Genomic DNA, 20,506 nt, shown 5'->3' with positions numbered 1-20,506 from the left:
TGGACAGGTGACGAAGACACCCGTGTGTGTGCTCGGGCTCGGGCTGATCGGTGGTTCGCTCATGCGCGCGGCAGTGGCCGCCGACCGTGAGGTGTTCGGCTACAACCGCTCTGTCGAGGGCGCGCAAGCCGCCCGATTCGACGGCTTCGCCGCCACCACCGACCTCACCGAGGCACTCCAGTGGGCCGCCGACCGCGACGCACTGATCGTCCTGGCCGTCCCCATGCCCGCGGTGTCCTTGCTGCTCGGCCACATCAAGGACGTCGCCCCCGACTGCCCGCTAACCGACGTCATCAGCGTCAAGAGTGCGGTGCTCGACGAGGTACGCAAGGCAGGACTCCTCGACCGCTACGTCGGCGGTCACCCGATGGCGGGCACCGCACACTCGGGCTGGAGCGCCGGCGACGCGCGGCTGTTCACCGGAGCGCCCTGGGTGCTCGGCGTCGACGAGCACGTCGACGCGCATGTCTGGGCGCAGGTAATGGACCTGGCGCTGGACTGCCGTGCCGTGGTGGTGCCCGCCAAGTCCGACGAGCACGACGCCGCCGCCGCGAGCATCTCGCACCTGCCGCACTTGCTGGCCGAAGCCCTGGCCGTGACAGCCGGCGAGGTGCCGTTGGCGTTCGCCCTGGCGGCCGGCTCGTTCCGCGACGGCACCCGGGTCGCGGCCACTGCTCCGGATCTGGTGCGGGCGATGTGCGAGGCCAACGCCGACCAACTGCTGCCAGCCCTTGATCGCGCCCTGGAGCTGCTGAACCAGGCTCGCGCGTCGCTGGCCGAGAAGACGTCGGTGGCCGAACTGGTCGAGGACGGTCACGCCGCCCGAGTCCGCTACGACAGCTTCTCGCGACCGCAGATCGTCACCATCGCCATCGGCGAAGAGAACTGGCGTGAAGAGCTGGCCGCCGCCGGCCGCGCCGGCGGGGTGATCAGATCCGCTTTGCCAAGCCTGGGTAGTCGAGGATGAAGCCGTCGTCATCGACCGTGATCGTGGTCTGGGCGACCGGCGAGTGCAGCTTGATGCCGTCGCCGGAGTCCGGGCCGAGGCTGCTGTAGCTGATCGACGCCTGCTTGACGGTCAGGTCCGGCAAACTCACGTACACCACAGGCAGATTCACCGAATCGGTTCGCCGGTAGAGGCCGGTGCGCCGGATCGGCAGCGCGTTGAAGAACGGGCTGAAGACGACGTCGACGTCGAGTGCGCCCTCGTAGGAGGCGCGCGTCTGGCCCTGGTGGTCGGTGATGAGCCACATGTTTTCCTCGTCGCGGGCGATCGACAGTTGCCGATCCCGCTCTGCGAGGGTGACGCTCAAGGACAGCCGCTTGGTGGCACCGGACTCGTCGGTCACCAGGTCGTAGGACGCGCTGAACGAGGGGTTCGTCGCGGCGGCCGCGGCCACGATGCGGCCGTACGCCTTGATGCGGTTCCCCGATAGCTGGACTCGGGCGGATTCCATCCGCGAATCGTCGTGTGCGCGCCAGGTCAGGATCGCCGGCCAGGCGCTTTCTGTCGATTCATTGGCTGCACTCACCCGTCTACCGTATGCGACGGGCTGCCCCGTTCGTAACCAGGTCGCGAAGTGCGGCTCTTCCGTGATCCGGGTGCCTGCGCATCGAAACTCACCTCGTCGTCGAGCAACGGTTGCGGCATGCGGCGGAATCGCCCGGAGCCGGGCACCGATGCCCACACCGCCAGCGCAAGCAGTCCGTCGAGCAGCAGGGCCAGCACCGTCACCAGCAGCGCACCCACCAGGGCCAGGTAGAACTGGCGCACCTTGATGCCGTCGATCAGATACCGCCCGAGCCCGCCCAGGCTGGCGTAGGCCGCGACCGTCGCAGTGGCGACGACCTGCAGGGTGGCGGTGCGTAACCCGCCGAGGATGAGCGGCAGCGCATTGGGCACTTCGACGCGCAGCAAAACCCGCGTCTCGGTCATCCCCATGGACCGGGCGGCGTCGACCACTGCCGGGTCGACGTTGGCGATGCCGGCGTAGGTGCCGGCCAGCAATGGCGGGATACCGAGCAGCATCAGCGCGACGGTCGGTGGCAACAGCCCCAACCCCCACAGCAGGACCCCGAGCAGCAGCACACCCAGCGTCGGCAGCGCACGCAGCGCGTTGACTCCGGTGACCACCAGGAAGGTGCCTCGCCCGGTGTGCCCGATCAGCATTCCGATCGGGATGGCGATCAGTGCGGAGAAGACGACGGCGACGGCGGTGTACTGCAGATGCTCCAGGATCCGCACGCCGAGACCGGCCCGGCCCGCCCAATTGGCGGAGGTGAAGATGTAGGCGAGCGCCTGGTGCAGGAAGTTCATGACGACGCCTTCACCCGGGCCCACGGCGTGATGAGCCGGCCGGCCAGCAGGATCAGCACGTCGACGACGACCGCCAGCAGGAAGATCGCGATGATGCCCGCGACGATCTGGTCACTCTTGTCGGCCTGATAACCCTCGGTGAACCAGGTACCCAGCCCGCCGATCCCGATGACCGAACCCACCGACACCATCGAGATGTTGGTCACCGCGACCACTCTCAGGCCGGCGATTAGCACCGGAATCGACAGTGGCAGTTCGACTTTGAGCATGCGGGAGACTCTGGTGTAGCCGACGGCGGTGGCGGCGTCGCGCACAGGGGCAGGCACAGCGTCCAGTGCCTCGGGCACCGCCCGCACCAGCAGCGCGGTGGTGTACAGGGTGAGTGCGACGATGACGTTGGTCTCGTCGAGGATGCGGGTCGGAATGATCAGCGGGAGTGCGACGAACAACGCGAGCGACGGGATCGTGAAGATGATGCTGGCCGTGACGGTGGTAAGCCGCCGCAACGCGGTGGTCCGCCATACAAAGGCGCCCAGCGGCACCGCGATGATCAGACCCAGCACGACCGGAACCAGGGACAGCCGAAGGTGGATGACCGTCAGCACCCACGCCTTGTCGAGATGGGTCAGCAGATAGTTCATGTGGAGCGCCGCTGCCTTTCCAGCGCTTTCACCACATCGTCAGCCCGCACGCCGCCGATCACCTGCCCCGCGTCGTCGACAGCCACCCCGAGACCGGCCGGCGACGACAACGCCGCATCGAGGGCCAGCCGCAGCGTGCCGCCCGTCGCGAACAGCGATCCGCCCGCGATCGTGCTGTCGTACAACGAACTTCCGCCTCGATGCAGCTCGACACCCTCTGCGTTGAGCCATGCATAGGGCCGGCCGTCGTCCCTGGTCACCAGCCGCCAGTCGCCGGGCACCAGCGACAGTGCGTCGATTTCGCCCTCTTTGACCGTCTGAATGTCGTGCAGCGGCAACCCGTTTGCCTGCTTGAACTGCAGGCCGCGGTAACCGCGATCGGCGCCGATGAATCCCGAGACGAATTCGTTGGCAGGATTGGACAACAGCCGTGCCGGTGCGTCGTATTGCTGCAACGTGCCGCCCGGCCCGAACACCGCGACGCGGTCGCCGAGTTTGATGGCCTCGTCGATGTCGTGGGTGACGAACACGATCGTCTTCTGCAATTCGCCTTGTAGACGCAGGATTTCGATCTGCAGCTCGTCGCGCACCACCGGGTCAACGGCCGAGAACGGTTCGTCCATCAGCAGAACCGGCGGATCAGCCGCCAGCGCCCGAGCCACGCCGACGCGTTGCTGCTGGCCGCCGGACAGTTGCGCCGGATAGCGATCGCCCAGTTTCGGATCCAGGCCGACCCGCTCCAGCACCTCGTAGGCGGCCTTGCGAGCCGTCCGCCGCGACTCGCCCTTGAGCACCGGCACCGTCGCGACGTTGTCGATCACCCGCTGATGGGGCATCAGGCCACCGCTCTGGATGACGTAGCCGATCCCGAGTCGCAGCTTGACCGGGTTGCCGGCGGCGATGTCGCGACCATCCACAGTGATGGTGCCCGACGTGGGCTCGATCATCCGGTTGATCATCCGCATCGAGGTGGTCTTGCCGCAGCCCGACGGCCCGACGAAGACCGTCAGCGTGCCGGTCGGCACCTCCATGCTCAGGTTGTCGACGGCGACGGTGCCATCCGGGTAGGTCTTGGTGACCGCGTCGAAAGTGATCATCTATTTCCCGATCGGCTTGTCGAAACCGTTGTCGCGTATCCACTTTCGTGCCGCCTGGTCGGGGTCGACCCCGGAGTTGCCGGACACGGCGGTGTTGAGTTCGATGAGGGCCTGCGTGCTCAGCTTGGCCGACACCGCATCCAGCACCTTCTTGAGTTCATCGGACTTCTTCTGCGAACTGACCACCGGCACGACGTTGGCGGCCAGGAAGTTGTTCTTCGGATCCTCCAGCACCACGAGCTTGTTCTGCGGGATCGCCGGCGAGGTGCTGAAGATGTCGGCCGCGGTGACCGTGCCGTCCACCAGTGCGCGCACCGTCGCCGGGCCGCCGCCGTCGCTGATCGCGATGAAGTTGTCCGGCTTGATGTCCAAGCCGTACTTGGCTTTCAGGCCCGGTAGTCCCTCGGTGCGGTTCAGAAACTCCGACGGCGCACCGAACTTGACCTCCGCGGAATGCGCCGCCAAATCGCCGATGGTCTTGAGATTCCACTTCTGCGCGGTGGATTCGGAGACGGCGACGGTGTCGGTGTCGTTGGCCGGCGACGGGTTCAGGATGGACAGATCCCCGGGCAGCGCCCGGAACAACGCCAACTCCACCTCATCAGGTGTTGTCACGGTGGTTTTGGGATCGAAGTACTGCAGCAGGTTTCCGGTGTATTCAGGCACCAGGTCGATCGAATGATCACGCACGGCAGGGATGTAGGTTTCGCGGCTGCCGATACCGAACTGCCGTCCGACCGTGAATCCGTTCGCCTCCAAAGCCTGGGCGTAGATCTCGGCGATGATCTTCGATTCCGGGAAGTCGGCCGAGCCGACAACAAGGTTTTTCAAGTCACCCGACGCCGCTCCGCCGCCCAGTGGATTGGCACTCCCGCACGCCGCCACCAGCGGGAGGACAAGCGCGAATACGGCCGCCACCAACCACAGTCGCTTCCCACCCCGCGACGCGTTCATGAGCGTCCTTTCGCCCCGACCAGTTTCACCGACAGTAACGGCAGTGACCCTCAGCCGCCCAGGTTTAAACCCGGGTTGTTTCCTTATGGCTCAGAAGGGGCAAAGATAGGATGATGACCACCGAACCGCCGGGCCCTCCCCACGAGTCCACGCCGCCGGTTCCGCCGGCGCCGTCACCCCCTGCACCTTCCGGCCCAGTATCTCCGGTATCCGAAGTCAAGTTCACCCGTGCGGCGGCACTGTGGTCCTCGCTGATCGTCGGATTTTTGATCCTGACCATCCTGCTGATCTTCATCGCGCAGAACACCGACTCGACGCCGTTCGCGTTCCTCGGGTGGCGTTGGTCGCTGCCGTTGGGCGTGGCGATCCTCATGGCGGCCGTGAGCGGTGGGCTGGTGACAGTGCTGGCCGGGGCCGCACGGATCTTCCAGCTGCGCCGCGCCGCGAAGAAGAACCTCAAGGCAGCCCGGAACAACTAGCGCAACGTCTCCAGGCCGCGACTGATCAGGACCGCGACGGCCTCGCCCGCGCGGTCGTCGCTGTCGTCGCTGTCGTCGCCGTCGGCCATGCGTCGACGGAAGTCGATGCCCGCCACGATGATCGCCAGCTTGAAATACCCCAGCGCCATGTGGAAGTCCCAGTGCGCCAACTGGTTTCCCGAGGCGAGCGAGTAGCGGTGCGCAAGATCCTCAGCCGAGGGCATCTGTGGTGCCGTCCACGACTTCTGCTCTTGGGAGATCAGGTCCAGCATCGGATCTCGCTGCACGCACATCACCGCAACGTCAGACAACGGATCGCCGAGGGTGGACATCTCCCAATCGAGCACGGCCCGAACAACAGTCGGGTCGTCGTCGGCCAGGATGGTGTTGTCGATGCGGTAGTCGCCGTGCACGATCGAGGTGCGGCTCTGCTCGGGTACGCCGTTAGCGAGTTTCGCGTGCAATCGCTCGACATCAGCGTCGCGCGGGTCGTCGGACAGCCGGACGTGTTGCCACTGCGAACCCCAGCGCCGTACCTGGCGTTCGAGATAGCCCGTCGGCTTGCCGAAATCGCCGAGCCCGACGGCGTCCGGATCGACCTCGTGCAGGTCGACGAGCACTCGGATCAGGGTGTCGACGCATGCACTGACCACGTCTGCGCCACCGAGCGCATCCAGATCGGAACGAGTCCGAACCACGTTGCCCGCCACGAATTCCACCATCTGAAACGGAGCGCCCGACACCGCGTCGTCGTCGCGCATCGTGACAGCTCGCGCCACCGGCACCGGGCTGTCCGCGAGCGCGGCCACCACGCGGTATTCGCGCCCCATGTCGTGAGCCGACGGGGTGAGTCCGTGCAGTGGCGGCCGGCGCAGAGCCCACTGGGAGACGTCGTCGAAGACCAGGAAGGTCAGGTTGGAGCGGCCGCCGGAGATGAACTCCGCCCGCAGCTCCCCGGTGCGCGGGATACCGACCGCACGCAGATGCCGGTCGAGTGCCGGCAGGTCGAGCCCGTCCAGTGATGCCACCGGTTATGTATAGCTAATAGCGCTGGTTGCGCGGCAAGAGATCCCAAACATGTTCGGTGGTGTTCACCGCGGCCACGGTGCCCTGCCCGCTGCGGGCATACAGCAGGCGGGTGATCGACACGTAGTCGATCGGGAACGACAGCAGCCGCCGGGTGCCCAATAGCTCGTGCAGGATCACGTTGATGACCCCGCCGTGGCTGAAGACGGCCACGGTGTCGTCATGCCCGGCCGTCTCCACGATGTCGGACAGCGCCGCCCCCACCCGGCCGCGGAACTCGACTTCGTCGACGCTGCTGGGCAGTCGGCCCTCCGCCATCCGCGCCCACTCCTCCGGTTTCTCAATGCGGACCTGTTCGATCGGCACGTAGTGCGACAGGCCACGGTCGTACTCGGCGAGCCGCTCGTCGATGTCGATTCCGAGCCCGAGGGCCTGTGCGGCGGGCTCGCCCGTCTGGATGGCGCGTCGTTGCGGGCTGCTGACCAGCCGCGTCAGCGGGAACCGGGCCAGCGCGTCGGGCAACCGCCGAGCCTGCCGCCAGCCCTCCTCGGACAGTTCGGGGTCGGCTCCTTCACCGGCCTCGGTCCGATGCGGTAACGCGTGCCTGACCAGCAGCAACTGCATGAGTGCGATCGTCCTTTCTCCGACTGACGCCCGTGCAACGATAAAGCCCATGCGCGCCTTCGTCTGTCCGGTGTGCCACAACTTCGTCCCGTTCGAGCGCGCCGAGTGTCTGTCCTGCGGCACCGCGCTGGGTTTGCATCTGCCAAGTCGGTCGATGGTGGCGCTGGCCGACAGGGCTGCGGTGCTCGACGGCGTCCGGTGGACCCGATGCACCCAGTCCGGACCGCTGGCCTGCAACTGGCTGGCCTCGGAAGCCACCGACGTCGCGGCCCGCGGACGGTGCCTGGCCCACTCGCTGATCCGGCGCGAACCCGCCCCCGACGACACCATCGCCCGAGAGAAGATGCTGCCGGCCACCCTCGCCCTGCGCCGGCTGGTCTACCAACTCGCCGAACTCGGCCTTCCGGTCGACCCGTACTGGCGCCGCGTCGGCGGCCTGGCGTTCGACCTGCTGTCCAGCTTCAGCACCGGTGAGCGGATCACGATCGGCCACGCCAACGGTGTGATCACCATTGATCTGGTGGAATCCCTTGACGCATACCGGGAATCGCTGCGGGTGCGGCTCGGCGAGCCGTACCGCACGGTGCTGGGTCACTTCCGCCACGAGGCGGGCCACTACTACCAGAACATCCTCGTCGAGACCGGTGACGGCGCGCGTCGCCACCTGGCGCGCTGCCGGGAGTTATTCGGCGACGAACGGGCCAGCTACGCCGACGCCCTGGCCCGCCACTACGAGCGCGGCGCACCGGCCGGCTGGCAGGCGTCGTTCATCTCGGAATACGCCACCATGCACCCCTGGGAGGATTTCGCCGAGTGCTTCGCGCACTACCTGCACATCACCGACACCATCGACACCAGCCGCGAGGCGGGCATGGTGCTGCACGCCGACCGGGTGCGCTTCGCCGCGCCGCGCGACGTCGTGCCGCTGGAGTCCTACACAGAGGCGCCGATCGACCAGCTGCTCGATGACTGGAAGTGGATCTCACTGTTCTTCAACCGAGTGAACACCGCGATGGGCAAGGGCCCGCTGTACCCGTTCCAGATCAGTCAGCCGGTGGCCGACAAGCTCGGGTTCGTCCACACCGTGGTGCGCGCTACCGCTTGATCGGCGGCGAATAGTTCGGCCGGCCGAGGCCGAGGATCTGCTGGGCGATCATGTTGCGGAAGATCTCCAGCGTTCCGCCGTAAATGCCCACCGGGGAAGCCAATCGGAAGATGTACTCCGCTCCCCCGTCATCGGCAGCACCCTTGGTGGCGACCGGCAGGCTGGCGGCGGCACCGAGGATGTCCATCAGTTCGGGAGCGGTATCGCGCATCGTCTGGGCGATCAATACCCGCCCCGACATCGCCGGCGCGCTCAACGCCGCCTCCAGGCGGGCAGCCGCGCGCCCAAGCCGGTAGGCGACAGCGTCGTCGTCGACCGGCGCCACGGCCGCGACCCCGTCGACCGCCTCGGCCATCAGCAGGATGTGTTCGGTCATCGTGGCCAGCTTCTCCAGCCCCTCGGCATTGCGTTCGACGGTGCCGTGTTCGGAGTTCAGCGCATCACGCAAGACTGCCCAGCCGCCGTTGACCTCACCGATGCGGTATTTGTCATCGACGCGGACGTCGCTGTAATAGGTGATGTTCGTGCGGTCCCCGTCGACCGTGCGGATGCCTTGCACCTCCACGCCTGGGGAGTCCATCGGGACGAGGAACATCGTGAGGTTCTTGTGTTTGGGCGCTTCGGGATCGGAGTTGGTGATCAGGAAGACGTACTGGGCGTTGTGGGCGTTCGAGGTGAACATCTTGGCGCCGTTAATGATCCACGCGTCGCCGTCGCGCACCGCCTTGGTCTTCACCGTCGCCACGTCCGACCCGCCCTCGGGCTCGGTGTAGCCCAGGCAGAGCCGGGTGCGGCCGGCGAGCACCGACGGCATGATCTCGGCGAGCAGGTCCGGGTCGGCGAACTTGAGCAGTGTCCTGGCCACCATCATGGTGGTCGGCCAGTGGAACCACGGTGCATGCGCGCGCCCGATCTCCAGGTCGAAGATCCTGCGTTGCACCGCGCTGAAGCCGCCGTCGGCTTCGCGGTTGAAGTCCCTGGCCAGATACCCGAGATCACCCAATGCCAGATGCAGGCCCTCATGGAAGTTCTCGCCCGTCTCCCGGTCATGGGCGATGACGTCCTCGGTCACCAGACGGTCCAGATCCGCGCGCACCTGGCGCTGGAATTCCTCGTCTTCGGTGGACAGCTCGACCCGGGAGAAATCCATGGCCGTTACATTACTCAGCTTTGTTGTAACTCCGCCAGGATCTCCTCGGTGTGCTCGCCCAGCTTTGGTGCTGCCGAGCGCGGCGCCCACGGGGTGCCGTGGAAATCTGCCGGCGTGGCGATCATCGGCAGCGATCCGCTGTCGTCGGGAACGTCGACCAGACCGCCCGCGGCGTGGAACTGCTCGTCGCCCAGGACGTCCTCCATCGAGTTCACCGGCGACCAGAACAGTTCGGGCTCGGTCTCGAACGCCTGCGCCCACTCATCCCTCGTCTTGGTCGCGAAGATCTGGTCGAGGGTCGCGATGAGCTCACGGGAGTTGATCGCCCGGTCGCGCGCGGTGGTAAACCTGCTGTCGTCCAACCATTCTGGATGGCCGACGGCCCGGCAAAGCGACGGCCAGTGCCGGTCGGCTTCCAGGCCGACGATCCAGAGTCGCTTGCCATCCCCCGCGAGGTAGTTGTTCATGCACGGGTTGAACATCGTCTCGCGCTGGCCGATCATGATCGAGTTGCCGCTCAGCAGGAAGGTGTTGAGGTCGAAGCTCACCGCGTAGGTGCCCTGGCGGTACAGCGAGGTGGTGACCAACTGCCCCTCGCCGGTGCGCGCACGGGCGACCAGTGCGGCGTTGATGGCCCCGGCCAGCGTCATCCCGGTCATGTGGTCACCCATCCCCCCGCGCTGAAACGGCGGGCTGTCACCCGGACGGGTGAGCAGGTCGGCCACCCCGGAGCGAGCCCAGAACGCGGCGACGTCGTAGGCCGGCCGGTTCGCCTCCGGGCCTTTCTCGCCGTATCCGGTGATCAGCCCGTACACCAGGCCCGGGTTGAGCGCGGCCACCGCCGGATAGTCCAGGTCCAGGCGCGCCAGCGCATCGGGGCGCACGTTGGTGATGAAAACGTCTGCGCCTGCGAGCAATTGGCGTGCCGTCGCCAGACCGCCGTCAGTTGTCAGATCCAGCACGATGCTGCGCTTGGACCGGTTGTCCATCTCGAACGGCGGATTGGAGCCGTCGTCGAGGCCGAGCATGCGGCCGAACAGCCGGGCGGGATCGCCGGTCGGCGGTTCGATCTTCACGACGTCGGCGCCCCAGTCGGCCAGGATCCCGCCGGCTGCGGGTCCGGCGACCCACACGCCAAGCTCGACAACCTTGATGCCCTCCAGTGGTCCGGCCATCGTCGTCCCTTTCGCTCGGTGTCCGCCAAAGGCTAGCGGCTGGGCGTGCGGAGAATGTTATTCTCTGTATGGAGAGTGAGGAGTTCCATGACGAGAACGGAAAACCCGGCAGACCTGGACACCGTGACACTCGGGCGCTGGCTCGACACCCAGGACGCCCCGGGCGCCGGCGAGCAGCCTCTCGCCGAGGTCCTCAAGGGCGGCTCGCAGAACATGCTGTTCCGGGTCAACCGCGGCGGCCAGGGCATGGTGCTGCGGATGCCCGGCCCCCGCGCCGACGAGCGCCGGCTGAACGAACTGCTCCGCGAGATCCGCCTGGAACGCGCGCTCAAGGGCACCGACGTGCCGCATGCCGAACTGATCGCCGCCGACGAGAGCGGTGAGGTGCTGGGCAAGCCCTTCTACCTGATGAAGGAAGTCGACGGCTGGAGTCCGATGGACGGCGGCTGGGAAACTCCGTTCGACACCGACCTCGACGCGCGGCGCGACCTCGCCTTCCAGTTGGTCGAGGGCGCGGCCAAACTCGGCAGGCTGGATTGGAAAGCCCAAGGGCTGGAGGGGTTCGGCAAGCCCGACAACTTCCACGAACGGCAGGTGGACCGCTGGCTGGCCTTCCTGGCGGCGTTCCAAGTTCGCGAACTACCCGGACTGGACGTCGCATCGGAGTGGTTGCGCAACAACCGGCCTGCACACTTCACGCCGGGGATCATGCACGGCGACTACCAGTTCGCCAACGTCATGTACGCCCACGGGGCACCAGGGCGGCTGGCTGCGATCGTGGACTGGGAGATGACCACCATCGGCGACCCGCTGCTCGACGTCGCATGGGCGCTATTGGGCTACGACGGTGAGGAGCCCAAGGAGGGCGGCTTCTATCTGCCGATGGAGGGCATGCCGACTCGCAGTGAACTGCTGGCGCACTACGAGAAGGTCAGCGGCCTGTCGACGGAGAACATCCACTACTACCTGGTGCTCGCGAACTGGAAGCTGGGCATCGTGCTGGAGAAGACATACGCGGCCGCCGTCACCAGCGGCAAGGGTGACCCGACGATGACCGAGGCATTCGGCGCCATGGTGCCCGGCCTGATCGCGACCGCTGCCGAGCTGGCACAGTCCGGTGAGGCGTAAATGGGCTACGCAGATAATCTTTTCGACCTGACCGACCGCGTGGTGCTGGTGACCGGCGGCAGCCGCGGCCTCGGCCGGGAGATGGCGCTGGCCGCCGCACGCTGCGGTGCCGACGTGATCATCGCCAGCCGCAAGTATGACTCCTGCGTCGAGACGGCCACGGAGATCGAAGACGAAACCGGCCGCACCGCAATGCCATACGGTGTTCACGTCGGCCGCTGGGATGAGCTGGACGGCCTGGTGGCCGCGGCCTACGAGCGCTTCGGCAAGATCGACGTCCTGGTGAACAACGCGGGCATGTCACCCACGTACGACAAGCTGACCAACGTCAGCGAAAAGTTGTTCGACGCGGTGGTCAACCTCAATCTCAAAGGGCCGTTCCGACTTTCGGCGCTGGTCGGTGAACGGATGGTCGCCGACGGCGGCGGGGTGATCATCAACGTCAGCACCCACGGTTCGTTGCGGCCGCATCCGTCGTTTATCCCCTACGCCGCGTCCAAGGCCGGGCTGAACGCGATGACCGAGGGGCTGGCCGCGGCGTTCGGGCCGACGGTGCGGGTCAACACCCTGATGCCCGGCCCGTTCCTCACCGATATCAGCAAGGCTTGGAACCTAGGCCCTCTCGGTCCGACGGATCAGCCCGGTGGCACCGACAACCCGTTCGGCGCGCATGCCCTGCAGCGCGCCGGCGAGCCCGCCGAAATCATCGGCGCCGCATTGTTCTTGATGTCGGACGCATCCAGTTTCACCACCGGCTCGATCCTTCGGGCCGACGGTGGCATTCCCTAAGGAGTCAAACCATGGCATGGGATTTTTCCACCGAACCGGAGTTCGAGGAGAAGCTCGAGTGGATCCGGACCTTCGTACGCGACGAGATCGAGCCGCTCGAAGTGATCTTCCCCAGTTGCGAATTCCTGCCGCTCAATGAGGAGCGGCGCAGGATCGTCGACCCGCTGAAGCAGAAGGTGCGCGATAAGGGCCTGTGGGCACCGCACCTCGGTCCCGAACTGGGCGGCCAGGGTTTCGGCGCGGTGAAACTCACGCTTATCAACGAAATCCTCGGCCGCGCAACGTGGTCGTCGATCATCTTCGGTACCCAGGCCCCCGATACCGGCAATGCCGAGATTCTGGCCCGGTTCGGCACTCAGGAGCAGAAGGACCGCTACCTGACGGGGTTGCTGTCCGGGGAGATCTTCTCCACATTTTCGATGACCGAGCCGCAGGGTGGCTCGGACCCGCGGGTGTTCACCACCCGCGCGGTGCGCGACGGCTCGGGAGAAGACGCGGACTGGGTGCTCAACGGCCGCAAGTACTGGTCGTCGAATGCGTCCGTGGCGTCGTTCTTCATCGTCGTGGCGATCACCGACCCCGACGTGCCGGTGCACACGGGCGCGTCGACGTTCCTGGTGCCGGCCGACACCCCCGGCGTCAACATCGAAGCGACACATCACCTGTTCGGCTCACATTCCCACGACCCGGGCCATTCACTGGTGCACTACGACAACGTCCGAGTACCCGCCTCGGCGATGCTGGGCGGCGAGGGCCAGGGCTTCCACGTCGCGCAGTCCCGGCTGGCCGGCGGGCGGCTGCATCACGCGATGCGTTCGATCGGGGTCGCTCAGCGCGCCATCGACATGATGGCCCGGCGCGCGAAAAGCCGCTTTACACAAGGCAGTCTGCTGGCGGACAAGCAGATGATCCAGGAGTTCGTCGCCGACTCCTTCGTCGAGCTCACTCAGTTCCGGCTGATGGTGTTGCACGCCGCTTGGCTGGTCGACACCGGAGGTGATCGCGCCGCAAGGGAGGAGATCGCCGCCTGCAAGATCCAGACCGCCAACGTGCTCAAATCCATCGGCCTGCGTGCCATTCAGGTACACGGCGGCCTTGGCCTGACTGACCAGATGCCACTGACCAACGTCCTGCTCGGCGGGATCACGCTGGGCCTGGCCGACGGTCCCACCGAGGCGCACAAGGTCAACCTGGCCCGCCAGGTTCTCAAAGGCTACGACGCCGAGGATCCGGTATGGCCCAGCGAGTTCCTGGGCAATCGCATCGAGCGGGCCCGCGAAAAGTACGGCCACCTGATCGATCGCATTCCCGCGCTCCCCGTTTCGCCGTGACCAACCGCGCCGCGGCCGCCGTGGTGCGGGCCCTCGACGATCGGCAACGGGAGGCCACCGAGGAGGTGGAGCGCATCCTGTCCGCCGCGATCCAAGTGATGCAGCGGGTGTCCCCCGATGCGCCACGGGTCAGCGACATCGTCACCGCGGCCGGAGTGTCCAACAAGGCGTTCTACCGATACTTCGCCGGTAAGGACGACCTGATGCTTGCCGTCATGGAACGCGGTGTGGCCCTGGTGGTCTCCTATCTTCAGCACCAGATGGCCAAGGAGAGCACACCACAGGGCAAGATCACCCGCTGGATCAGTGGGTCGCTGGCGCAGGTGGCCGATCCGGAACTGATCGGCATGAGCCGGGCGCTGGTCGGGCAGATGTCGGACTCGGACAAACGGCGACTCGGCGAGGAAGAGACGATGGCCGCCATGCGCGAGCTGTTGGTCGAACCGATCCGCGATCTGGGCAGTACTGATCCCCGGCGTGACGCCGACGCGGTGTTCGTGTGTACCGTCGGCACGATGCGCCGCTATGTCGATTCCACCGACCAACCGGGGCGCAAGGACATCAACCACCTCGTCGCGTTCTGCCTGCGCGGGCTGGGCGTAGGAGAAGGAGAGCGCTGATGCGCGCCATCGTCTGCCGCGAGTACGGCACCCCGGAGGATCTCGTCCTGGACGAACTGCCTGATCCCACACCGGGTCCGGGCCAGGTGGTCGTCAAAGTTCGCGCGGCCGCAGTCAACTACCCCGACGTGCTGCTGATCGCCGGCAAGTACCAGATCAAGGTGCCGCCACCGTTCACCCCGGGCAGCGAGATGGCGGGCGATGTGCTGGCCGTCGGTGACGGCGTGGACTACCGGCCCGGTGACCGGGTGTCGACCACCACGTTCGTCGGTGGCTTCGCCGAACAGGCGTTGGTGGATGCCCGCGGCCTGACCCGCGTCCCAGACGGTGTCGACTATGCCGACGCCGCGGCGTTCGGGGTCACCAACAAGACGGCCTACTACACCCTGCGCACTGTCGTTCCGGTGAAGCCCGGGGACTGGGTCGTTGTACTCGGGGCAGGCGGCGGAGTCGGGCTGGCTGCCGTCGACGTCGCGGTCCTGATGGGCGCCAAGGTGATTGCCGCGGCGTCAAGTCCCGAGAAGCTCGAGGTGTGCCGCCAGCGCGGTGCGGTGGCTGTCGTCGACTACGACAAAGAGGACCTGAAGACCCGGCTCAAGGAGATCACCGGGGAGGGCGGCGCTCAGATCGTGGTGGACCCCGTCGGCGGTCCTTACTCCGAGCCGGCGCTGCGCAGCCTCGGCCGTGGCGGAAAGTTCGTCACGCTGGGCTATGCGGCCGGCTCGATTCCCGCCATTCCGTTGAACTTGGTAATGCTCAAGGGAATCACTGTGCAGGGCATGGAGATCCGCACCTTCGCGACCGATTACCCGGAGGAAATGCCCCGCGACGACGCCGAGCTTGCGCAGCTGTTCGCCGACGGACGCCTGCGCCCCTACCTGGGTGCACGGTTCCCGCTGGAGCAGGCGTCTGCCGCGCTGCGTTACGTCGCCGACCGCAAGGCCATCGGCAAGGTCGTCATCGACGTCGCTTAGGGCGTGATGATGTCAAAGCTCGGGTCGGGCTGATCCAGCGCGCCGAGCAGCGACTGCAACGCCGAGCCATCACCGCTGATGTCCATGCCCGGTGAGGTGAAATCGCCTCCCGCGACGGCCAACAGCCGCAGCTTGCTGGCCAGCCGGACAGTGACGGTCGCCGTCGCCTCGTCCGCCGGGCTTTTGCGATAGACCAGTACACCGTTGCGCAGGGTGAGCCGATAATTGGTGCCCAGGTCGGCGAACGTCATGTCGATAGCGATGTCCAAATCCCATGCCCGCGGCCCGTTCACACTGATCGCGAGCACGTCGAACATCTGCTCGGGGGTGAGCTGAGCCAGAAGAGTGCCGGGCGACACCTGCGTGGGAGTGCCGAAGTTGCCGTCGCGCAGCTCGGTCGCGCCGGAGAGGAAGAAGTTGCGCCACGTCGCGCATTCCGCACCGTAGGCCAGCTGCTCCAGGGTGTCTGCGTAGAGCTCCCTGGCGCCGGCGTGGTTCTCGTCGGTGAAGATCACGTGGTCGAGTAGCGTTACCGCCCAACGGTAATCACCTGTGTCGAACGCCGACTTGGCGAGCTCGACCACTCGGTCGGCACCACCCATGGCCTCGACATACCGCGGTCCGATCGACTCCGGCGGGTACGCCCACAGCCGCGCGGGATTGCCGTCGAACCAGCCCATGTAGCGCTGATAGACGGCTTTCACGTTATGGCTGACCGAGCCGTAGTACCCGTGCGCGTGCCACGCCTTGTGGAGCGCGGGCGGCATCTGGAAGGTCTCGGCGATCTCGATCCCGGTATAGCCCTGGTTGAGTTGCCGCAGCGTCTGGTCGTGCAGGTAGGCATAGAGATCCCGTTGCAGGGACAGGAATTCCACGATGTTGTCCTGGCCCCATGTCGGCCAGTGGTGCGAGGCGAACACCACGTCGGCGCGGTCGGCGAAGGTGTCGATGGCCTCGGTCAGGTACCCCGCCCAGCCGTGCGGATCGCGGACCAGCGCGCCGCGCAGAGTCAGTAGGTTGTGCAGGTTGTGGGTGGCGTTCTCGGCCATGCACAGTGCGCGGAATTTCGGGAAGTAGAAATGCATTTCGGCGGGAGCCTCGGTGCCAGGCGCCATCTGGAACTCGATCTCGATACCGTCGATGGTGTGCTTTTCGCCGGTGGTCGTGATGTCGATGGTGGGCACGATGATCGCGACCTCGCCCGTCGATGGCGTCTGACCCAATCCGCAGCCCACCTGGCCCTGCGGTCCACGCTCCAGGACGGCCCCGTACATGTAGCCGGCGCGGCGGGCCATCGCGGTTCCGGCGTAGACGTTCTCCTGCACGGCGTGCTCGGTGAACCCCTCGGGCGCCAATATCGCGACCTTTCCGGCGTCGACGTCGGCCTGGGTGGTCACCCCCAGCACCCCGCCGAAGTGGTCGACGTGGGAATGGGTATAAATGACGGCGCTCACGGCGCGATTTCCGCGGTGGGCGCGGTAGAGCGCCAATGCGGCCGCGGCGGTCTCGGTGGAGACCAGCGGGTCGATGACGACGATGCCGGTGTCACCTTCGATGAAGCTGATGTTGGACAGGTCCAGTCCGCGCACTTGGTAAATGCCTTCGACCACCTCGTAGAGGCCCTGTTTGGCAGCCAGCGTGCTCTGTCGCCACAAACTCGGGTGGACCGACGCCGGCGCGTCACCGGTGAGGAATCCGTAGGCGTCGTTGTCCCACACCACCCGCCCGTCGGCGGCTGTGATCACGCACGGCGTCAGTGCGGCGATGAAACCACGATCGGCATCGGCGAAATCGGCGGTGTCCTCGAACGGAAGCGATGTCAGATGTTCGGCGTGCGCGGCCTCGATGACGGTGGTCGGCGGCTTGTGTTCCATGCCGCCGATCCTTCCGCACGAGGCCGCGCTTAGCCGACCTTTACCTCGATCAGTTCGGTGCGGTCAGGTCGTAGACCTCGGTACCGCCGATATCGGTTGCGGTGAAGTGCTGTTGCACCCACTTGGTGATCTGAGTACCTGGGCCCGAGTCGCCGCCGGGTCCGTGGTGTCCGTCACCGGCGATGAAGTAGTGCACCTGTCCCGCGGCGACATAGGCCTGGAACTGCTCCAGCGTCGGCGAGTTGTCACCACCGCTGAACCCACCGATCGACATGATCGAGGCGCCGGTGCTCAGCTCCAGCGGACTCGCACTCATGGACCCGATAGTGGCTGCAGCCCAACGATTGTCGGCCTGGCTGATCATGGACTTCAGCTCGGCGTTGTCGGATGCGCGTTGGCCGCCCGGTCCGCCGGGGCCACCCGGTCCGCCGAACCCGAAGCCACCGCCTGCACGGGTCGGGCCGGAGGTCGGGATGCCGCCGCCGTGGTTACCGGCGATCGTCTCCACCGTGTACGCAGCGGCGGCGCCGAGCCCGAACAGCAGACCCGCCGCGGCGAGGATCGCCGTCCAGCGTCCTAGCCGATGCGCCCCTGCGACCAGCACCGCCGAAACCAGGATCGCGCCGACCAACACCACCCAGCGCAACCACGGCAACCATTCCGGGGTGCGATCGAGCAGGATGAAGTTCCAGACCCCGGTAGCCATGAGCATGGCCGCCAGCACGACCCGCGAAGTCACGAACTGCTTGCCGCGCCACAGTTCTCGCACGCTGATGCCGATCACTGCGGCGATCGCCGGGGCGAGGGCGATCGTGTAGTAGGGATGCATGATCCCCTTCATGAAGCTGAAGACCACGACGGTGACGATCAGCCATCCGCCCCACAGCAACAACGAGGCGCGGGTGCGGTCAGTGCGCGGCGCCCGCCGGGTGAACCACAGCCCCGCCAACAAGCCGATCAGGGCGGCGGGCAGCAGCCATGAGATCTCAGTTCCCATCGACTCGCCGAACATCCGGGTGATCCCCGTCGAACCGCCGAACATCGAACCACCCATCGGACCGTCGCCGCCCGAATCCGAGCTGCCACCGGGATTGCCGTCGCCGCCGAACACCCGGCCCAGCCCGTTGTAGCCAAGCGCCAGCTGCAGCAGGTTGTTGTTGGTGGAGCCACCGATGTAGGGCCGAGAGCCGCTAGGCCATAGGCTCACCAGGGCCAGGTACCAGCCCGCGGAGACCACGATGGCGATCAAACCGACGCCCAAGTCACGCAGTCGCTGCCAGAAGCTGCCCGGGATCGCGACGAGTACCACCAAGGCCAGCGCCGGAGTCACCAGCAGGGCCTGCAGCAGTTTGGCCAGGAACGCGAACCCGATGGCAACACCGGCCAGTGCGATCCAGCGCGTGGACTTGCCGTCGAGGGCGCGGATCATGCAGTAGCCCGCAACCACCATCAGCAGAACCAGTAGCGCATCGGGGTTGTTGAAGCGAAACATCAACGCCGCCACCGGGGTCAGCGCCAGTGCCGCGCCGGCCAGCAGGCCGGCACCGTAGCCGCTGACCCGGCGCACAGCTGCGTACACCAGGGCCACCGATGCCACGCCCATCAAGGCCTCGGGCACCAGCATCGACAGCGTGCTGAAACCGAACATCCGGCCGGACAGCGCCATCACCCACAACGAGGCAGGTGGCTTGTCCACGGTGATCGCGTTGCCGGCGTCAAGTGAACCGAACAGCAGCGCCTTCCAGCTCTGAGTGCCGGCCTGAACAGCCGCGGCGTAGTAGTCGTTGGCCCAGCCGGCGGCCCCTAGGCCCCACAGGTAGAGCAGGGCCGTGCCCAACAACAGCGCGGCGAGTGCGGGCCGCACCCAGCGGGGTCGCGCCGCGCGCGGCGCGTCCTGCGGGTCCACCACGGCGGGCCTTTCTGTGCATTCGGCAAGGACGGTCATTCTGCACCGCCAACACTCTGGCCGGTGCGACGCGGGTGGAACACCCAGCCGCGCAGCAGCACGAAGCGCACGACGGTGGCCATCAGATTCGCCGCGATCAGCACTATCAGTTCGACGACACGCGCCGGCTCGCCCAGACTGTGCAAGAGGGCAAGCGAGCCGCTGGTCAGGGCCAGCCCGATTCCGAACACGACCAATCCTTCGAACTGATGCTTGGCGACGCCGGTGCGACCACGCACCCCGAAGGTGAACCGCCGGTTCGCCGCGGTGTTCGCGACCGCCGTCACCAGCAAGGCGACCAGGTTGGCGCCCTGCGGCCCGATCGGGCGCAACAGCAGGAACAGCAGCAGGTAGGCCAATGTGGACCCGATGCCGATGGCCGCGAACCGCACACCCTGGTTCAGCAGTGACTTCGGGGCTCCGGCCTGGTTGCCGAACTGGGCGCCGATCGCCTGCACCGGGATCTGTCCGGTTCCGAAACCCTTGAGCAAGCGAGCAATTCCCTTCAAATCAGCGACGGCGGTGGCGACGATGTCGACGCGGCTGTCGGGGTCGTCGACCCAGTCGACGGGCACCTCGTGGATGCGCAGCCCGCTGCGCTCGGCCAGCACCAACAGCTCGGTGTCGAAGAACCAGCCGGTGTCCTCGACGTAAGGCAGCAGTTCGGCGGCGACATCGGAGCGGATGGCCTTGAAACCGCACTGGGCGTCGGTGAACTTGGCGGACAGCGTGGATCGCAGGATCAGGTTGTAGCAGCGCGAGATGATCTCCCGCTTGGCGCCACGCACGACCCGCGACCCGCGGCCCAGCCGCGTGCCGATCGCGAGGTCGGAATGTCCGGACACCAACGGCGCCACCAGCGGAGCCAGCGCCGCCAGATCGGTGGACAGGTCGACATCCATGTAGGCCAGCACCGGCGCGTCCGATGTCGACCACACCGCGTGCAGCGCCCGGCCGCGGCCCTTCTGCTCGAGGCGCACCATCCGGACCTCGGGCAGCTCGTCGGCCAGCTCGGCGGCGATCCACGGGGTGTCGTCGATGCTGGCGTTGTCGGCGATGGTGATCCGGAACGAGAGCGGGAAATCCTCGCTCAGGTAGCGGTGCAACCGGTGAATCGAGTCCGACAGGGCGGTCTGCTCGTTGTACACCGGAACGACGACATCGAGCACCGGCGCGCCGCGGTCGGCTGCGATCAGTGCTGCGTTGCGGCGACGTGCCGTGGGAATGTCCGTGATGGTCATACCTAGATCTTCGGCTCTGGCTGTGAGCGGAAAGTT

At 66.6% G+C, this 20,506-nt stretch carries 20 protein-coding genes; 8 read left to right on the top strand and 12 right to left on the bottom strand.

Annotated features, from left to right (window positions below; translation table 11 throughout):
• Positions 1-22: 22 nt before the first annotated feature.
• The gene (locus CG716_RS19395; RefSeq protein WP_234817923.1) at positions 23-967 is read left to right on the top strand and encodes a prephenate dehydrogenase; all 945 of its coding nucleotides are present in this window, start codon (positions 23-25) and stop codon (positions 965-967) included.
• On the opposite strand, the gene CG716_RS19390 is transcribed toward CG716_RS19395, so the two are convergent.
• The 5 genes from CG716_RS19390 to CG716_RS19370 are packed head-to-tail and all read right to left on the bottom strand — an operon-like array spanning position 930 to position 5,009.
• The gene (locus tag CG716_RS19390; protein WP_094482561.1) at positions 930-1,532 is read right to left on the bottom strand and encodes a putative glycolipid-binding domain-containing protein; all 603 of its coding nucleotides are present in this window, start codon (positions 1,530-1,532) and stop codon (positions 930-932) included. The two genes, CG716_RS19395 and CG716_RS19390, sit on opposite strands and share 38 nt — an antisense overlap.
• The gene (locus CG716_RS19385; protein ID WP_094482607.1) at positions 1,529-2,317 is read right to left on the bottom strand and encodes an ABC transporter permease; all 789 of its coding nucleotides are present in this window, start codon (positions 2,315-2,317) and stop codon (positions 1,529-1,531) included. Before CG716_RS19385 ends, CG716_RS19390 begins: the two co-directional genes overlap by 4 nt.
• Positions 2,314-2,958, bottom strand: a complete 645-nt coding sequence (locus tag CG716_RS19380; protein WP_094482559.1) for an ABC transporter permease — start codon at positions 2,956-2,958, stop codon at positions 2,314-2,316. Before CG716_RS19380 ends, CG716_RS19385 begins: the two co-directional genes overlap by 4 nt.
• Positions 2,955-4,055: an ABC transporter ATP-binding protein gene (locus CG716_RS19375; protein WP_094482557.1), complete on the bottom strand. Its 1,101-nt coding sequence runs from the start codon at positions 4,053-4,055 to the stop codon at positions 2,955-2,957. The genes CG716_RS19380 and CG716_RS19375 overlap by 4 nt, the downstream gene beginning before the upstream one ends.
• Entirely contained in the window at positions 4,056-5,009 is a 954-nt protein-coding gene (locus tag CG716_RS19370; RefSeq protein WP_207760723.1) for an ABC transporter substrate-binding protein, read from the bottom strand.
• A 113-nt stretch (positions 5,010-5,122) separates the two neighbouring features.
• Between CG716_RS19370 and CG716_RS19365 the strand changes: the two genes are divergently transcribed.
• Positions 5,123-5,488 carry a LapA family protein gene (locus tag CG716_RS19365; RefSeq protein WP_094482603.1) on the top strand — a complete coding sequence of 122 codons (366 nt, stop codon included), beginning with the start codon at positions 5,123-5,125 and terminating at the stop codon, positions 5,486-5,488.
• Here CG716_RS19365 and CG716_RS19360 read toward each other — a convergent pair.
• Positions 5,485-6,516 carry a phosphotransferase family protein gene (locus CG716_RS19360; protein WP_094482555.1) on the bottom strand — a complete coding sequence of 344 codons (1,032 nt, stop codon included), beginning with the start codon at positions 6,514-6,516 and terminating at the stop codon, positions 5,485-5,487. The two genes, CG716_RS19365 and CG716_RS19360, sit on opposite strands and share 4 nt — an antisense overlap.
• 13 nt (positions 6,517-6,529) lie before the next feature.
• Positions 6,530-7,138, bottom strand: coding sequence for a histidine phosphatase family protein (locus CG716_RS19355; protein WP_094482553.1), 609 nt, complete (start codon positions 7,136-7,138; stop codon positions 6,530-6,532).
• Between the two features lie 49 nt (positions 7,139-7,187).
• Between CG716_RS19355 and CG716_RS19350 the strand changes: the two genes are divergently transcribed.
• Positions 7,188-8,243 carry a zinc-binding metallopeptidase family protein gene (locus tag CG716_RS19350; RefSeq protein ID WP_094482551.1) on the top strand — a complete coding sequence of 352 codons (1,056 nt, stop codon included), beginning with the start codon at positions 7,188-7,190 and terminating at the stop codon, positions 8,241-8,243.
• Here the strand turns inward: CG716_RS19350 and CG716_RS19345 are convergent.
• Positions 8,233-9,393, bottom strand: a complete 1,161-nt coding sequence (locus CG716_RS19345) for an acyl-CoA dehydrogenase family protein (RefSeq protein WP_094482549.1) — start codon at positions 9,391-9,393, stop codon at positions 8,233-8,235. The genes CG716_RS19350 and CG716_RS19345 overlap by 11 nt on opposite strands.
• Positions 9,394-9,407: 14 nt before the next feature.
• Positions 9,408-10,568 (bottom strand): CaiB/BaiF CoA transferase family protein, encoded by a 1,161-nt coding sequence (locus tag CG716_RS19340; protein WP_094482547.1) that lies wholly within the window; start codon positions 10,566-10,568, stop codon positions 9,408-9,410.
• Between the two features lie 87 nt (positions 10,569-10,655).
• Between CG716_RS19340 and CG716_RS19335 the strand changes: the two genes are divergently transcribed.
• Genes CG716_RS19335 through CG716_RS19315 form a run of 5 tightly spaced genes read left to right on the top strand, consistent with a single transcriptional unit; the run spans position 10,656 to position 15,410 of the window.
• Positions 10,656-11,696, top strand: a complete 1,041-nt coding sequence (locus CG716_RS19335; protein ID WP_094482545.1) for a phosphotransferase family protein — start codon at positions 10,656-10,658, stop codon at positions 11,694-11,696.
• A complete protein-coding gene (locus CG716_RS19330) occupies positions 11,697-12,485 on the top strand; it encodes an SDR family NAD(P)-dependent oxidoreductase (RefSeq protein WP_094482543.1) in 789 nt (262 codons plus the stop codon).
• 11 nt (positions 12,486-12,496) lie between these two features.
• Positions 12,497-13,816: an acyl-CoA dehydrogenase family protein gene (locus CG716_RS19325; RefSeq protein ID WP_094482541.1), complete on the top strand. Its 1,320-nt coding sequence runs from the start codon at positions 12,497-12,499 to the stop codon at positions 13,814-13,816.
• Positions 13,813-14,436 carry a TetR/AcrR family transcriptional regulator gene (locus CG716_RS19320; RefSeq protein ID WP_094482539.1) on the top strand — a complete coding sequence of 208 codons (624 nt, stop codon included), beginning with the start codon at positions 13,813-13,815 and terminating at the stop codon, positions 14,434-14,436. Before CG716_RS19325 ends, CG716_RS19320 begins: the two co-directional genes overlap by 4 nt.
• Positions 14,436-15,410, top strand: coding sequence for an NADPH:quinone oxidoreductase family protein (locus tag CG716_RS19315; protein WP_094482537.1), 975 nt, complete (start codon positions 14,436-14,438; stop codon positions 15,408-15,410). Before CG716_RS19320 ends, CG716_RS19315 begins: the two co-directional genes overlap by 1 nt.
• Here CG716_RS19315 and CG716_RS19310 read toward each other — a convergent pair.
• From CG716_RS19310 to CG716_RS19300, 3 genes are read right to left on the bottom strand one after another with little or no spacing between them, the layout of a single operon-like run.
• Positions 15,407-17,284 carry an alkyl/aryl-sulfatase gene (locus CG716_RS19310; protein WP_094482535.1) on the bottom strand — a complete coding sequence of 626 codons (1,878 nt, stop codon included), beginning with the start codon at positions 17,282-17,284 and terminating at the stop codon, positions 15,407-15,409. The genes CG716_RS19315 and CG716_RS19310 overlap by 4 nt on opposite strands.
• A gap of 49 nt (positions 17,285-17,333) precedes the next feature.
• Complete coding sequence (locus CG716_RS19305; RefSeq protein ID WP_094482533.1) at positions 17,334-19,229, bottom strand: glycosyltransferase family 39 protein; 1,896 nt, start codon at positions 19,227-19,229, stop codon at positions 17,334-17,336.
• Positions 19,226-20,470: a bifunctional glycosyltransferase family 2/GtrA family protein gene (locus CG716_RS19300; RefSeq protein WP_094482531.1), complete on the bottom strand. Its 1,245-nt coding sequence runs from the start codon at positions 20,468-20,470 to the stop codon at positions 19,226-19,228. Before CG716_RS19300 ends, CG716_RS19305 begins: the two co-directional genes overlap by 4 nt.
• Positions 20,471-20,506 lie beyond the last annotated feature (36 nt).

Source organism: Mycolicibacterium sphagni (assembly GCF_002250655.1).
GTDB lineage: Bacteria > Actinomycetota > Actinomycetes > Mycobacteriales > Mycobacteriaceae > Mycobacterium > Mycobacterium sphagni.
Note: the sequence above shows the minus strand (reverse complement) of the source record. Positions and strands in the feature narration are given on the sequence as shown.

Bases quoted from the DNA above. Each gene is read 5' to 3' on its own strand.
- CG716_RS19385 (WP_094482607.1), bottom strand. From the start codon at position 2,317: ATGAACTTCCTGCACCAGGCGCTCGCCTACATCTTCACCTCCGCCAAT.
- CG716_RS19380 (WP_094482559.1), bottom strand. From the start codon at position 2,958: ATGAACTATCTGCTGACCCATCTCGACAAGGCGTGGGTGCTGACGGTC.
- CG716_RS19375 (WP_094482557.1), bottom strand. From the start codon at position 4,055: ATGATCACTTTCGACGCGGTCACCAAGACCTACCCGGATGGCACCGTC.
- CG716_RS19370 (WP_207760723.1), bottom strand. From the start codon at position 5,009: ATGAACGCGTCGCGGGGTGGGAAGCGACTGTGGTTGGTGGCGGCCGTA.
- CG716_RS19365 (WP_094482603.1), top strand. From the start codon at position 5,123: ATGACCACCGAACCGCCGGGCCCTCCCCACGAGTCCACGCCGCCGGTT.
- CG716_RS19355 (WP_094482553.1), bottom strand. From the start codon at position 7,138: ATGCAGTTGCTGCTGGTCAGGCACGCGTTACCGCATCGGACCGAGGCC.
- CG716_RS19350 (WP_094482551.1), top strand. From the start codon at position 7,188: ATGCGCGCCTTCGTCTGTCCGGTGTGCCACAACTTCGTCCCGTTCGAG.
- CG716_RS19345 (WP_094482549.1), bottom strand. From the start codon at position 9,393: ATGGATTTCTCCCGGGTCGAGCTGTCCACCGAAGACGAGGAATTCCAG.
- CG716_RS19340 (WP_094482547.1), bottom strand. From the start codon at position 10,568: ATGGCCGGACCACTGGAGGGCATCAAGGTTGTCGAGCTTGGCGTGTGG.
- CG716_RS19335 (WP_094482545.1), top strand. From the start codon at position 10,656: ATGACGAGAACGGAAAACCCGGCAGACCTGGACACCGTGACACTCGGG.
- CG716_RS19330 (WP_094482543.1), top strand. From the start codon at position 11,697: ATGGGCTACGCAGATAATCTTTTCGACCTGACCGACCGCGTGGTGCTG.
- CG716_RS19325 (WP_094482541.1), top strand. From the start codon at position 12,497: ATGGCATGGGATTTTTCCACCGAACCGGAGTTCGAGGAGAAGCTCGAG.
- CG716_RS19315 (WP_094482537.1), top strand. From the start codon at position 14,436: ATGCGCGCCATCGTCTGCCGCGAGTACGGCACCCCGGAGGATCTCGTC.
- CG716_RS19310 (WP_094482535.1), bottom strand. From the start codon at position 17,284: ATGGAACACAAGCCGCCGACCACCGTCATCGAGGCCGCGCACGCCGAA.
- CG716_RS19305 (WP_094482533.1), bottom strand. From the start codon at position 19,229: ATGACCGTCCTTGCCGAATGCACAGAAAGGCCCGCCGTGGTGGACCCG.
- CG716_RS19300 (WP_094482531.1), bottom strand. From the start codon at position 20,470: ATGACCATCACGGACATTCCCACGGCACGTCGCCGCAACGCAGCACTG.